This is a genomic window from Paenibacillus sp. J22TS3 (assembly GCF_018403205.1).
Taxonomy (GTDB): Bacteria; Bacillota; Bacilli; order Paenibacillales; family Paenibacillaceae; genus Fontibacillus; species Fontibacillus tuaregi.
In genome coordinates, this window is sequence record NZ_BOSF01000007.1 from 98,622 (window position 1) to 112,130 (window position 13,509).

Annotated in this window: 16 protein-coding genes; 3 read left to right on the plus strand and 13 right to left on the minus strand. The window is 48.3% G+C overall.

Annotation, left to right across the window (positions count from 1 at the left end):
* Positions 1 to 13: 13 nt before the first annotated feature.
* The 7 genes from KJS63_RS20350 to KJS63_RS20380 all read right to left on the minus strand — a co-directional run bounded on the left by KJS63_RS20350 (position 14) and on the right by KJS63_RS20380 (position 5,962).
* Positions 14 to 760: an ABC transporter permease subunit gene (locus tag KJS63_RS20350; protein ID WP_213620802.1), complete on the minus strand. Its 747-nt coding sequence runs from the start codon at positions 758 to 760 to the stop codon at positions 14 to 16.
* On the minus strand, positions 753 to 1,496 hold the full coding sequence (locus KJS63_RS20355) for an ABC transporter ATP-binding protein (protein ID WP_213620803.1): 744 nt from the start codon (positions 1,494 to 1,496) through the stop codon (positions 753 to 755). The genes KJS63_RS20350 and KJS63_RS20355 overlap by 8 nt, the downstream gene beginning before the upstream one ends.
* Before the next feature lie 77 nt (positions 1,497 to 1,573).
* The gene (locus tag KJS63_RS20360) at positions 1,574 to 2,491 is read right to left on the minus strand and encodes a hypothetical protein (RefSeq protein ID WP_213620804.1); all 918 of its coding nucleotides are present in this window, start codon (positions 2,489 to 2,491) and stop codon (positions 1,574 to 1,576) included.
* A 192-nt stretch (positions 2,492 to 2,683) separates the two neighbouring features.
* Entirely contained in the window at positions 2,684 to 3,973 is a 1,290-nt protein-coding gene (locus tag KJS63_RS20365) for an ammonium transporter (RefSeq protein WP_213620805.1), read from the minus strand.
* Entirely contained in the window at positions 3,963 to 4,382 is a 420-nt protein-coding gene (locus KJS63_RS20370; protein WP_213620806.1) for a hypothetical protein, read from the minus strand. The genes KJS63_RS20365 and KJS63_RS20370 overlap by 11 nt, the downstream gene beginning before the upstream one ends.
* A gap of 203 nt (positions 4,383 to 4,585) precedes the next feature.
* Positions 4,586 to 5,485 carry a copper amine oxidase N-terminal domain-containing protein gene (locus KJS63_RS20375; RefSeq protein WP_213620807.1) on the minus strand — a complete coding sequence of 300 codons (900 nt, stop codon included), beginning with the start codon at positions 5,483 to 5,485 and terminating at the stop codon, positions 4,586 to 4,588.
* A 333-nt stretch (positions 5,486 to 5,818) separates the two neighbouring features.
* Positions 5,819 to 5,962 (minus strand): hypothetical protein, encoded by a 144-nt coding sequence (locus KJS63_RS20380; protein ID WP_213620808.1) that lies wholly within the window; start codon positions 5,960 to 5,962, stop codon positions 5,819 to 5,821.
* Positions 5,963 to 6,318: 356 nt separating this feature from the next.
* On the opposite strand from KJS63_RS20380, the gene KJS63_RS20385 reads away from it, so the two are divergent.
* Positions 6,319 to 6,720: an SRPBCC family protein gene (locus KJS63_RS20385; RefSeq protein WP_213620809.1), complete on the plus strand. Its 402-nt coding sequence runs from the start codon at positions 6,319 to 6,321 to the stop codon at positions 6,718 to 6,720.
* Positions 6,707 to 7,057, plus strand: a complete 351-nt coding sequence (locus KJS63_RS20390) for an ArsR/SmtB family transcription factor (protein ID WP_374706301.1) — start codon at positions 6,707 to 6,709, stop codon at positions 7,055 to 7,057. The genes KJS63_RS20385 and KJS63_RS20390 overlap by 14 nt, the downstream gene beginning before the upstream one ends.
* Positions 7,058 to 7,171: 114 nt before the next feature.
* Here KJS63_RS20390 and KJS63_RS20395 read toward each other — a convergent pair whose 3' ends face one another.
* Positions 7,172 to 8,068, minus strand: a complete 897-nt coding sequence (locus tag KJS63_RS20395) for a copper amine oxidase N-terminal domain-containing protein (RefSeq protein ID WP_213620810.1) — start codon at positions 8,066 to 8,068, stop codon at positions 7,172 to 7,174.
* Between the two features lie 290 nt (positions 8,069 to 8,358).
* Here KJS63_RS20395 and KJS63_RS20400 point away from each other — a divergent pair, with 290 nt between their 5' ends.
* Positions 8,359 to 8,589, plus strand: a complete 231-nt coding sequence (locus tag KJS63_RS20400) for a hypothetical protein (RefSeq protein ID WP_068618639.1) — start codon at positions 8,359 to 8,361, stop codon at positions 8,587 to 8,589.
* Between the two features lie 237 nt (positions 8,590 to 8,826).
* Here KJS63_RS20400 and rbsB read toward each other — a convergent pair whose 3' ends face one another.
* The 5 genes from rbsB to rbsK are packed head-to-tail and all read right to left on the minus strand — an operon-like array spanning position 8,827 to position 13,507.
* Entirely contained in the window at positions 8,827 to 9,741 is a 915-nt protein-coding gene (rbsB, locus tag KJS63_RS20405) for a ribose ABC transporter substrate-binding protein RbsB (protein ID WP_068618641.1), read from the minus strand.
* Between the two features lie 15 nt (positions 9,742 to 9,756).
* Positions 9,757 to 10,731 (minus strand): ribose ABC transporter permease RbsC, encoded by a 975-nt coding sequence (gene rbsC, locus KJS63_RS20410; RefSeq protein ID WP_374706302.1) that lies wholly within the window; start codon positions 10,729 to 10,731, stop codon positions 9,757 to 9,759.
* 1 nt (position 10,732) lies between these two features.
* The gene (locus tag KJS63_RS20415; protein ID WP_213620811.1) at positions 10,733 to 12,214 is read right to left on the minus strand and encodes a sugar ABC transporter ATP-binding protein; all 1,482 of its coding nucleotides are present in this window, start codon (positions 12,212 to 12,214) and stop codon (positions 10,733 to 10,735) included.
* Between the two features lie 13 nt (positions 12,215 to 12,227).
* Positions 12,228 to 12,626, minus strand: a complete 399-nt coding sequence (gene rbsD / locus KJS63_RS20420) for a D-ribose pyranase (protein ID WP_213620812.1) — start codon at positions 12,624 to 12,626, stop codon at positions 12,228 to 12,230.
* Between the two features lie 2 nt (positions 12,627 to 12,628).
* A complete protein-coding gene (gene rbsK / locus KJS63_RS20425; protein WP_213620813.1) occupies positions 12,629 to 13,507 on the minus strand; it encodes a ribokinase in 879 nt (292 codons plus the stop codon).
* Between the last annotated feature and the right edge of the window lie 2 nt (positions 13,508 to 13,509).

The window sequence follows — 13,509 nt, forward strand, 5'->3', positions numbered from 1 at the left end:
ATCTTCCTTCTCTTCAGAGATCTTTGCGATCGAACTTGTAATAACCCAGGCTAAGGAACAGCACACAGCTGGCTGTCAGAAATAATGCCCCCGTCAAGAGTCTGCTCCCGCTGACATAAGGACTCAACCACAATAGGTGCCATCCGGTATAAGAAGCTGGAGAAAAAGCGGCAATCGAGCTGTTCAAAAAGGGCGCCAGCTTGATCGCGGCATACAAACTGATCATGACAAGGATATACCCGCTGACACTTTTGAAAAACTGGGCTACGAACACAAACAGGGTCAGTATGGCCAGCATGGCCCCATACGCTGCCAGATATGCCTTCGCTGTTAATAGAACTTCGCTGAATCCGGCTGAGGTTCCTGCCGCAGCCATGCATAAGTACGAGACTAAACCTGAAATCACAAGGAGCGCACCAATAACTGTAGCCAGAGCAGCAGCCTTGCCAAGAAATACTTGCAAACGGGTCACCGGACGAATCAAGATCAGCTTAAGCGTGCGCCCGGACACTTCCTGAGGGAACAGATCTGCAGTTAAGGTTAACATAACTAGCGGCAGCCAAACACTTGTAAAGAGGCCCAGCATTTCAACCGGAAACGACGAGCTTACCGCAAATAAACCAAGGAGCGGCTGAAGACTTCGCATCAGGAGTGCGGCCAACACCGGCAGAATACCGGAGAACACCGCGATGATAATCACCTTTTTCCGGTACATCATCAAGACCAACTCATTGACATAGGCTGATTTCCAATTAGACATCCTGCACCTCCACGTTCCTGGAACTCCCCTGAAGGACTCCCAGATAAAAGGACTCTAACGTCTGCCCCGATCCAAGAAGCTCCTTCACTTCCCCCTCCATCACGATTCTCCCCTTCTGTACAATCCCCACCCGGTTGCAGAGCTGCTCAAGCTCATGGATCATATGACTCGATACCAGGAAGGTGCTATGCATTTCCTTGTTCATACTTTGAATTAACTCCCGAAACATCACGATTCCCTCAACGTCCAGTCCGTTAGTCGGCTCATCCAGAACGACAAACCGGGGCGAAGGCAGCACGGCCGCTGCCAGGGCAAGCTTCATTTTCATACCCGTCGAAAAGTTCTTGATCTTGACATTCCTGACATTCAGCAGGCCTACTCTCTCCAGAATTCCGTCGATCTGCATGCCCGTTACATGGGGATAGAACCTCGCGACAGTAGAAAGGTACTGCCTCGCAGTCAAATAATCATGAAAATCTGCGGAGTCAATCATACACCCTAGCTGATGCATCCCTTTCTGCAGGCCATCTGCACCTGGAACCCCGAATAAGCTGATCTCCCCCCGGTCCGCCTTAATCAATCCTGTAATCAGCTTCAAAAACGTGGTTTTCCCGGCCCCATTTGGACCCAACAGCCCATAGATATCACCTTCATATAACTCAAGGTCAATCCCGTGAATCCCCTTATCCTTACCATACTGCCTGCTAAGCTCGGTTGTCTTTAGAATACTCCCCATAATATCCTCCTAAGATTGCGATTTAAGACAGACAGGCCTTGCGGGCAAGCACCTGTCTGTCTCTTCGTTCTTGGAAATTAACGCTGCTCCGTCAAGGCAGACTCACCATGTCTTACCTGCTTCAGCTTTTGTACCTTCTTACCACTCAGATCAACTTTATTGGGGGTGGTGCTATTGAGGCCTGAGAGATCCGCCTGCAGATGAATCTTCAATTTATGTCCGGCTCCGGTATTATCCGCCCCAGATATCACCAGATCGGCTTCCTGATGCTTGATATGATTCGAAGAATCAATTGTAGCTTTCACTACTACCTGTTCAATTTGAATCTGAGTGGTCAGCTCGGGAAGGGAGTTTTTAAGGTTAAGCTCAGCTAGAGGCAGTTCTGTACCCGGCTTGGAATTTCCGGTATCTTCCCTGTGTTTGCTTGCCTCTTTGATGGCCAGCGGGGCGATCGTGTTAACAACGGATGGAATTTGTGCATGATCCAGTTGAACTGTAATTTGCTTCGAACCGTCTGAGTTCGGCTCAAGATTCACATAATCCTTCATATTCCCGACAAGCGTATCGATCACCGACTCGACCTGTTTTGCTGTTTCAGGATCAGCCGTGTGAGGTCTTGGTGCGTGTTTATGTTTGCCTCCCTCTGCCACATAGTAAGTATCTCTCTCAGCCGGTTTAAGGATAGTCTGACCATCCTGCCGGTAGACACCGAGATTCTTCTGAGTTCCGCCTGAACTGAATTCTACATTCCCGCTCGAATTCCCGTTAGTAAAATCAATCTGGAATTGTCCTTTTAAGCTGGCAAGATCGCTGCCGTTGTCCTGAATGTATGCGGCGCTCTGAACCGTTGCGGACTGGATGCTGTGCGTGCTCTTCAGTGCGGATTTGTAAGCCTCATAGCCCGAAGCTCCTGCCATGGCGCTCATTCCGGTAGCAGCCATCACTGCAACACTTAGTCCAACCGCGCCTCCGATAGTTAACCATTTCTTGTTCATATTGTCCTCCTTAGAGATTGTATTGAACTACATGACTAAGGATAGAAAGAAATAGTAAACATGCCGTGAACCAATTATTAAAATTTTCTTAAAACCTATTAATTAAAAAAGAAAAGGAGCGCATTCTCCGATGCACTCCTTCTTTCTATATGAATTCTACCGAGAGGCATAACATAGCGTGAGTTTTCCAGGTCAATCCCGGTCATCTCTGCCCCTCATAAAATCCTTCAAATACCGGTCTTCATCATCAATGAAATCATGAGCCTGATGGGCCGCCATAATCCCATGATAGCTGATATCCAGTCCAATCTCCTCCTCTTCTTCCGTGGAGCGGACGGGAACCCAGCGGTTGATCAACTTGAGTCCAGCCCAGGTCAGCAGGAAGCCCCAAGCACACAGAACGAGAAGACCGACAATTTGAATTCCAAGCAGATGCCATCCATAGCCATAGAATAATCCTTCATCTCGGGCAAATAATCCTGTGGCAATAGTCCCCCACATCCCTGACACTGCATGTACGGGAAAGGCACCGACCGGATCATCGATCCTCCTTGTCTCCAGCCAATTTGTGGCGGCCATCATGAGCAGTCCTGATACCACCCCAATCACAATAGCTGCCCCATCGCTGACAAATGCACAGCCCGCTGTAATTCCAACCAGGCCAGCTAACGATCCGTTAATCACGGAAGGCGCATCCGAGCGGTTATAGCGGATTAAGGTATACACCATAGTGGTGGCTCCCCCTGCCGCAGCGGAAAGCATCGTGACTATGGCAATATGGCCAATCCTAACATCGGTTGCCGTAAGCGTGCTTCCCGCATTGAAGCCGAACCAGCCGAACCACAGCAGGAACGCACCGACCGAAGCAAGCGGAAGGTTGCTGGGCAGAGCTATTGTACTAGCGCCCTTGGCCGTGAACTTTCCTTTGCGCGGGCCAATGACGATGGCAGCAGCCAGCGCGGAGAAGCCGCCAAGCGCATGAATGACGGCCGAACCTGCAAAGTCGCGCATCCCCAGCGCGCCAAGCCAGCCGCTCCCCCATACCCAGTGGCCTGCAATCGGATAGATCAGCGCGGTCATTAGCACAATATACAAAAGGTATACCCTGAAGTTAATCCGTTCAGCCACAGCGCCTGAGACTATAGAAATTACGGCAATAGCGAAAGCTGCTTGAAACAGCCAATACGTGTCTATCGATATAGAGAATTTCAAATGGGACAAGTCGCCTCCCAGCAGAAATCCACTGGAACCGATGAGGCCCATCACATCCTTGCCATACATAAGCGCAAAACCAAGAACATAATAGCATAACGTTCCTAACGTTATATCAGCAAATACCTTCATAATAATGTTCACATTGTTCTTATACCTGACAAAGCCGGCCTCAACCAAAGCGAAGCCGCCTTCCATGAGCAGAATCATGGCTGCTGTAAGCACGACCCATACGGTGTCAAGTCCCGTGTGTAAAGTCTCAATATTCATTAGATATTTCCTCGCTTTCCACCCAAGAAGCCAGTTCATCAATCAGACGATGGGACAGGACAATTTCCCGGGATGCCGGATTCTGTTGAATTCTTTCAAGAACCCGCTTCAAGTCCTGGATCTCTCTCTTTACTTTTTCAATCTTCTTGAAAGGTTCCTTGACATAAACCATATATTCGACCGCCTGATGATGGCTGGGAGGACGACCGATAAATAATCTGCGCAGAGGCGATAATGACTGATATGCCGCCTCCTCCTTTCTGCGCTTTTGCTCATACCTCGCGATTTTATCCTTAAAATACTCAATCTCATCTTGTTTTTTAGCGGTCAATGATTGTATGATAAGAATTAATTTCTCAGCGGAAATATGAAAAGCTGTCCGGTGGTATAAATCATCTAAGACATCCATGTCAGTTCTCCTCACACACAAAGTTACTTTATCTGATTGTATTTTCATTTCGCTTTAGTGTCAACAATTATTACATGTGATATTCTGTGTTATAAGTAAGAGGCTGCCACGATCCCGTGCAATGAGCACGGAGTCAGGCAGCCTCTCTTATTTTGAATCGCTTTATAAATTATATATGTTGAACAATTATAGCTTTGAATCACTTACTTTGCGTCTTTCCGAGTCTCCCCTTCAATAGGAACAATTGAACTGTTCTTATATTCCGGATTCTGAGTGTAATTGAATTGTCCCAGCTCTGTGTCTTTCCCGGCTGAATCTACTTTTCCATAGTGGAGGGTATCACCCATCCAGTTGTCAGAAAAATAGACATACCCGTCTTTGTAGTCAGGCTTGATACCTCTTGTTTTCGACTTTCCTTCATTCTCATCCAATTGGCCGATCACTTCGGCAATTCCATCGTTGTTGATCTTGATGTAATTGGTCAGGAGCTTATAAGTTTGGGAATATTGCAATGCTTGGCCTTCAGGGAATCGGTAGGTCGTGGTAAAGCCTTCCCCATGAGGAGTCCAAGCGTCCGGTCCCTCCACAATTGTAAGTTTAAGCGCCACTTTACGGGCATCCTCCAGCTTCCCTTTCATCAATGTATTAAACGCTGCCTGTCCCGCTGGGGTCCGGACAATCGCCCGCTTATCTTTGGCATTATAGTAGGCAGTCCCACCCAGCGCTTCGCTCACAAAACGAAGAGGCACATAAGTGCGACCGCTTTTATTCATAACACTGAGGTCGAGCGCGACTTGTTTGCCATTGACCGAAGCGGTTTTTGAACCAGCTTTCAGCTGGATCACCTTGCTGCCGTCTTTGCTCTTGGCCGTTACCATATGGGTCTTGGCATCATAATTGTAAGTCAGCCAGTTCGGATCGTTCAAGGATCTGAGAGGAATGAGTGCTCTTCCTTTTTCGACGAGGGCGTCACTTTGGACTACCCCGTTAATAAATATCTGTTCTTTGATACTTGGAGATGACTTGGCAGCAGCCACGTTTCCAAGACCGACTGTACCTGTGAGTAGAACTGCTGCAATGGCGGATGGAATCCACTTTTTCATTGTACATCTTCCTTTCACGCTATTATGGCTTAGTTCTCTTATTTTTTGAGCTATATAATTAGATGTAAGTTTCACCTATTTAGTTTCAAAATTTTTCTTGAAAATTGAAATTATGTAAAGAAATCCACAGTCCTTTATAAGAACGCTGCGAAACGAAGATTTCCTCCAACCTCTGTTGCCCCAATTATCCCAATTGTTACCCATCATTTACGAAGCGCGAGATAACTGGAAAATCAGCGTCAGCCTGAGGTTCCAGCATTACAAAAAGGCGGCTGTAGATCGAAATAAAAAGAAACAGCGACCACAGAATAAATCTTCTGGGCCGCTGCAGCTTTACTTTTCTTCACGTTTGGAGCCATTCCGCTTAATGGTTACCTTCGTAACCATATCCTCAGCCATCTCCTGTCCATACTGGTCCAGCCGGGAAGGTGTGGCGGATGGCCCCACATTCTTAGGCTTATTATTTCTGCCCGTCATCACGATCACCTCCAAGCTTTAACATGAGCTTGTTATGGAGATTTCATGCAATATCTGGGTACCTAGATCAAAGTTGGGGGATTGACGCGAAACCTTTAGGTGTCATATAATGCAAAAGCGAAACCTTTTGGTTTCATATGCTTGCTGATTAAGTTGGACTAGGTGATTAATTAGGAAAGCAGCCGCGTGAAGTGTTTTCACAACTCGCCTATAGGTAATTCTTTAGTTCAACTTATATGGCTCGATGAAAAGCCTGTTTTTTTGCATATAATAGTGGAGAAAGTAGGGCCCCGAGCTATCAGGAGCATGCAGCCTAATAAATCTTAATACACTTTAACTAACTGGAGGACTTCAACATGGATCAAACTACACCTAACTCTCTGCCCGACATTCGTCATACGTTTACTTTTAATGCCCCGATTCAAAAGGTTTGGGACGCAGTCGCGACTTCCGAAGGCATGGAAGCCTGGTTCATGCCTAACGATTTCCAGCCTGTCGAAGGTGCGGAATTCTACCTGGATGCGGGTCCATGGGGGAAGAATCTGTGCAAAGTGATCGAGCTTGATCCCCCGAACCGCCTATCTTTCAAATGGGCCAAGAGCTGGGTTATCACCTTTGAATTGCGGGATCTTGGAGGCTCTACGGAGTTCACCCTTACCCATGCAGGCTGGGATGCGGCTGATAAAGGACCTCACACGAATATGAGCCGCGGCTGGGGAGAAATCGGACAACGCCTCGGCAAATATGTCGAGGCCTGATCTGAACAGCAGTTCAGCCAGGCATGATGTGTTCCAGGCTATTGCTGATCCTACCCGGCGGAAGCTCCTGAAACTGCTGGTGGAAGAGGAGATGCCGGTTAATGTCATCAGTGGGCATTTTCCGATCAGCAGGACAGCGGTCTCCAAGCATCTGCGTATTCTTGCCGATGCCGGCCTCGTAAAGGAAAGAAAAGTCGGCCGCGAAACCCGCTACCGGCTGGATCCCGGGCCGCTGTCCGAGGTAAGAAGCTGGCTGAATTACTATGAACGATTCTGGGAAAACAAGCTTTCGATGCTTAAGCATCTTGTAGAGTCGGATCATCCCGAGCAGAATTGAATACTTTTTTCGCCTGTTCGTACATACAAGAGGGTGTCCCTCTGTCATTCATGATGACTTTTGGACACCCTCTTGTACATAAATAACCGGGATTAATTGGATTACTGCCGTACCTTAATCTGTTCGTACCTCACCTTCGACGGGCACCGCCCTTGGATATTTGTTTCCCGGATCGTTAGAGTCTTCAATAAAGCCCAGCTTCGTTTCTTCACTATTAAATTTACCCTTACCATAATCAAGACCACCACCCATTAAATCATAGTAAAAATAAACAAAACTTCCTTTGCGTTTGGGCTTAATCCCCCTCGTTTTGGGCTTCGTTCCACCTATGTCATTTTCCTCGTACACTACTTCCAAAAGACCATCACGATTTACCTTTAGGTAATCGGTAAGTGATCTGTGCTTTCTTGAGAATTGCAGAGCTTGACCTTCAGGAAACACAATATAGGTATAATATCCATATCCCTGCGGATACCATAATCCGGGATCATAAACCCGCTGAAGATTAATCGCAACATTTCTTGCTGCTGTAAGATCGCCTTTCATCAGCGTCTCATAATCGGTTTGTCCTGCTGGAGTCCGAACAATTGCCCTATTGTCCTTAGCGTTATAATAGGCGATCCCGCCCAGCGCTTCACTTACGAAGCGAAGAGGCAAGTAGGTTCTGCCCTTGTGATTTACAATACTTTGGTCCAGTTTAACTGATTTACCATTCACCAAAGCGGTTTTCGAGCCGGCTTTCAGCTTGATCACTTTTCCTCCGTCTTTGCTCTTGACAGTCACTTCACGAATCTTGGGTTCATAGCTGTAAGTCAGCCAACCCGGGTCGTTAAGCGATCTAAGCGGGACCAGCGCCCTTCCATTCTGTATAAGCGCATCTTTTTGAAATGCACCGTTGATGTATATCTGTTCCCGTGAACTTGAAGCTGCCTTGGCCTGGATAGCGCTTCCCAGACTAGCCACGCCTGCCATCAGAGCTGCAGTGATGATGATTGGCATCCATTTTTTCATTCCACATCATCCCCCCCATCTTACAAACTTCCTTAACCGACTATATTTCTAGGCGGATCATATTATCAGACGCAGAGGGTCTTCCAATTGTTTCTTAATTTTACATTAATTCAAGTGTGTCAATTTCATCACGTGAATTTTCCCTAACGATGTAGAGTGCATGTTAAAGAAACGGCTAACCGTTTATTAATTTATTATAGTATGCAAGTAACTAAAGGTTAGTGTATAATGTCCATACGCTTCTTTTTGAGAAGTGAGCAATCCATACTGTCTTCTTAGGAGGTGCTGCAATGGAACAAGAAAACCTGCGTTATACCTTTGCCTACACTGTGATCTCCACCGGCAAGGAAGAGCAGATCAGCGTCTTGGCGGACAGCAAGGAGCAAGCGGCCAAGCTTGCGCTGGAAACCGCCTACGATTATGAGTTCACAACAGAAGACGACATTCAAATGGGCGATCTTCTGAGCATTAGCAAGGCGGTCGGTGATAATTACATCGAGTGTGCAGGCTGCGCATCATAAGCAGATCTGCATGCTTATTCAGGTTTATCGTGTTACCCGCACGAGTTCACACACAAAGAACCTCCAGCTCCGCATTAGCGGGTTGGAGGTTCTTTTAATAAACATGGATTTCTTGAGAAGCTTGGCGATAGTGTTTTACGTACCTACCAGTTCTAAATTTAAGCCGTATTTTGATTTCAGCCCGGACCTTTTGTTCGACTTCTCATCCTGCTGCAATTTCGTTATTTCGTTATTTCATTATTTCGTTACGAGCTTCAGCGGAGCCGGGATCGACTTCTGAACCTGCTTGCCTTGAAGAACGTCCTTCGCTGCCTTCACCGCAAGCTGTCCAATCAGCTCCGGCTGCTGGGCAATTGTAGCTGTAAGTTTGCCAGCTTTGATGGAATCCAGCGCATCCTTATTGCCGTCAAAGCCGATGACCGGAATGTTCTTGCCGGAGCTTTGGATCGCTTCAATCGCGCCAAGCGCCATCTCATCATTGTGAGCGAACACCGCCTGCACATCCGGGTTCCCCTGCAGCAGGTTCTCCATGACGTTCAGGCCTTTTGTTCGGTCAAAATCAGCGGCCTGCTTCGCAATAACTTTCAACTGCTTGTCGGCAATTTCATGGAATCCTTTGCCCCGTTCACGGGTTGCAGATGCACCTGGAACACCTTCAAGCTCAATCACCTTGGCATCCTTGCCAAGCTGATCCACAATATACTGGGCGGCCATCTGCCCGCCTTTAATATTGTCCGAGGCTACTAGGGCTTTCACATCGCCCTTATCAGCTGAACGGTCCAGCGTGATCACCGGAATTCCAAGGTTGTTGGCCGATTGGACCACGGTCGAGATCGACGCCGAGTCCGTAGGGTTAATCAGCAGTGCATTAACACCTTGCTGGATCAGATCATCCACATCATTACTCTGCTTGGCGGAGTCGTTCTGCGCATCCACCACAATCACTTTAAGCCCCAGTTTTGCCGCTTCAGCCACTACCCCATCCTTCAGGGATACGAAGAACGGATTGTTCAATGTTGAAATCGACAGGCCAATCTTAGCTTCCTTCAAGTCACTGACTGCCTTGGGCTTGGCCCAGCCCGGAGGCTCCAGCGAACAGCCTGTCATCAACACAAGCATCAGAGATATCAGCACTAACGTAACTTTTTTCATAATAGTCGTCTCCTTCTAAGCGGATTTCTTACGGTCAATGAGCACAGCGATGACAATGACAATCCCTTTAACGACCATTTGGTAAAAGGAAGATACGCCCAGCAGGTTCAGTCCGTTATTCAAGGTCCCGATGATCAGCGCACCGATCAGCGTTCCCACAATTCTTCCGCGTCCACCGGACAAGCTGGTTCCACCCAGAACAACAGCCGCAATGGCGTCAAGCTCATAAGAGGTTCCCGCAGTTGGCTGTGCCGAGTTCAGACGGGAGGTAAGAATTGCGCCAGCCAGAGCTGACAGCAGCCCTGCAAGGGAATAGATCATGATTTTTACTTTATCCACTTTGATACCGGATACAATAGAAGCTTTCTCATTACCGCCGATCGCATACGTCTTGCGGCCAAATGGAGTCTTGTGCAGAATTGCCCACAGCGCGGCAAAGGTAAGAATCATCGTGATTGCCGGAACTGGAATGCCAAACTGGTAGCCACGGCCAAACAATTGGAATACCAGGCTGTTGCCAAGGCCTGTGATCGGATTACCATCCGTATACACCAAGGTCAGACCTCTGAATACTGTCATCGTAGCCAGCGTGGCAATGAACGGTGCCATTTTACCTTTAGTAATCATCAGGCCGTTAACCGCACCCATTACTCCACCAGCCAGACAGCCGATAATTATCGCAATGATTGGGTCAAAACCGGATACCATCATATTGGCGACAAACGCACTCGAGAGCGCCAGAATTGAACCGACCGACAAGTCGATGCCTCCGGTCAGAATAACAAACGTCATGCCGAATGCAATCAAGGCATTAATTGAAACCTGGCGGAGCAGATTGAGTATATTCAAAGGCTCCAGAAAGCTAGGATTCAGCACCGATACAATCAAGATGAGGATGATTAGTCCAAGCAGCGGGCCCAGCTTTTGCGTCATTTGAGACAGCGAGAATTTCTTGGTGGTGTTTGTGTTGACATCGTTAAGAGTTGTCATTTTATTTGCCTCCCGTTGCTAGTGTCATGATTTTTTCCTGTGTGGCTTCTTCACGGGACAATTCTCCGCTTAATTTACCTTCGTGGATGACCATAATCCGGTCACTCATACCAAGGACCTCGGGAAGCTCCGAGGATACCATGATGATGGCAACCCCTCTGTCCGTCAGTTCGTTCATCAGTTGGTAAATTTCACGCTTAGCCCCAACATCAACCCCACGTGTCGGCTCATCGAGAATAAGCAGTCGCGGCCCAATTCCCAGCCACTTGGCAATAACGACCTTCTGTTGATTACCGCCGGACAGGCTGCGGGCTGGAGTCTCGCCAGACTGGGTCTTGATCTGCAAACGTTTGATCAGCATATCAACGAACTCCTGCTCCTTGGAGGTGGAAATGAAGCCTTTGGAGGCAAAACTCGTCAAGCTTGGCAGGGCCATGTTCTTGCGAATTGAGAAATCCAGCACAAGACCCTCATCCTTACGGTCTTCTGTAATGAAGCCAATGCCCAGCTTCACGGCATCTTCAGGCTTGCGTATGTTGACTTTGTGTCCGCGCACCCAAATCTCTCCGCTGTCCAGCGAATCCAGGCCGAAGATGGCCCGCATAATCTCGGTTCTGCCGGCTCCCATCAGTCCTGAGAAACCCACGATTTCTCCGGCTCTTACCTGAAAGCTGACATTCTCGAACCGTCCCTTGCTTCCCGCCTGTTTAACCTCCAGAATAACTTCACCCGGCTTCGGTTCTCTTGCGGGATAACGTTCGGTCAATTCCCTGCCGACCATTTTCTTGACTACTTCATCAAAATCGGTGTGCGGAATCTCCTTCGTATCGACGGTCTTGCCGTCCCGCATCACCGTAATCCGGTCACAGATGGCGAAGATTTCTTCCATCCGGTGAGAGATGTAGACCACGGAGACACCTTGGCTTTTTAATGAAGCGATAATTTCAAACAGCTTCTGGATCTCCCGTTCAGTCAGAGCCGCTGTCGGCTCGTCCATGACGATGACCTTGGCGTTTGTCATCAGCGCCTTGCTGATCTCAATCATCTGCTGCTGACCGACGGACAGCTCGCCAACCTCCTGATGCAGAGGGATCGTTACCGATAGTTTACGGAACTGCTTCAATGCGAGCGTTTTCATTTGTTTGGTATTCAAAAATCCGGCTTTGTTCCTGATTTCCTTGCCTATGAACAAATTTTCAAGCACTGTCATATCCGGCCAAACATTGAGCTCCTGGTGAATAAAAGCGATTCCATATTCCTCCGCCTCTTTAGGCGAGGAGAAATACTTCTCCTGCCCGTCGATGACAATCGTGCCCTCATCACGCTGATGAAGACCAATAAGGATATTCATCAGCGTGGACTTCCCGGCTCCGTTCTCCCCCATCAGGGCATGCACTTCGCCCTCCCTGAGCTCGAAATCAACGCCGGTCAATACCCGGTTGGTACCGAAGGATTTATGAATATGGTTCATTTGAATATGCATGATGACTTCCTCCTTAACCGAAATGAACACCCGCTTGCAGAATACAGTTGGCGTATGGTGTCGCTTCTCCTGTGCGAATCACGACTTTTGCCTGCCGCGTCCGATTTTTGAACTCGTCATGCGTGTGAGCTTCAATCTCACAGTCCATAAATTTGTTCTCTATATATTCGGCTTGCTTACGATTATCCTTGTATATCTCTTCTGCTATGATGACCTTCTCAATGACCATATCCTCGGCAATGAGATCAACCACCTGCTGGAATTCAGGAAGACCGAAGGCAAGAGCCAGATCAATCTTGGGCACCCCTTCCGGCACCGGAAGACCGACATCCGCAATTACAATTTGGTCCGTATGTCCGAGATCTGCCAGGATTTTGGCAATGTGACTGTTCAGTATCCCTTGCTTCTTCATAACTAAAGACTCGCCTCCACTTCCGTGCGGGTTGGCATTCCGCCTTGTGCGCCGAATTTGGTTACCGACAGCGAAGCAGCCCGGTTCGCGAATTGAACACTTTCATATACTGGCTTGCCTTCCGCCAGCGCTACCGCAAAGGCTGCATTAAAGGTATCTCCCGCACCTGTAGTATCCACGGCTTCCACTTTATATGTCGGAACCAGCACTTCTTTCTCCCCATCGTAGTACCGGACACCTTGTGAGCCTTCCGTAATAAACAGTTTGTTCGGATACGTGCGAAGCGCTTCCTGAATGCTCATATCCGGGAACAGCAGTGAAGCCTCATGCTGGTTCGGTGTCAGATAGGCGGCCTTCTCAATGACTTCCGATGGAACAGCCCGGGCCGGTGCCGGGTTCAACATCAGGGGAACCCCGAATTTGCTGCACAGTTGACTTACAAGAACCACAGTCTCTTCAGGAATTTCCTGCTGAATCAGCACCATATCCAACCCCCGCAGCACCTCCGACTTCATCTGCACATATTCAGGAGTCACCCGGTCATTCGCTCCCTTTACAACCACAATGCTGTTATCACCTTCGGCCAATACAATGTGAGCCGTACCGCTTTCCGCATCTGTAACCGGTTCCACATTGCTTACAGATACACCATTTACTCTGAAATTATTTAAAATCTCTTGGCCAAAGCCATCGTTACCCACCCGGCCAATCATCGTCACCTCAGCGCCAAGACGGGCTGCCGCCACAGCCTGATTCGCTCCCTTGCCGCCAGGTACTGTCTTAAAGCTCTCCCCCAGCACAGTCTCGCCTGCGCCAGGCCGCTTGCTGGAGGTAACAACCAAGTCCATTGAACAGCTTCCGATTACACCTATCTTCGCCATAT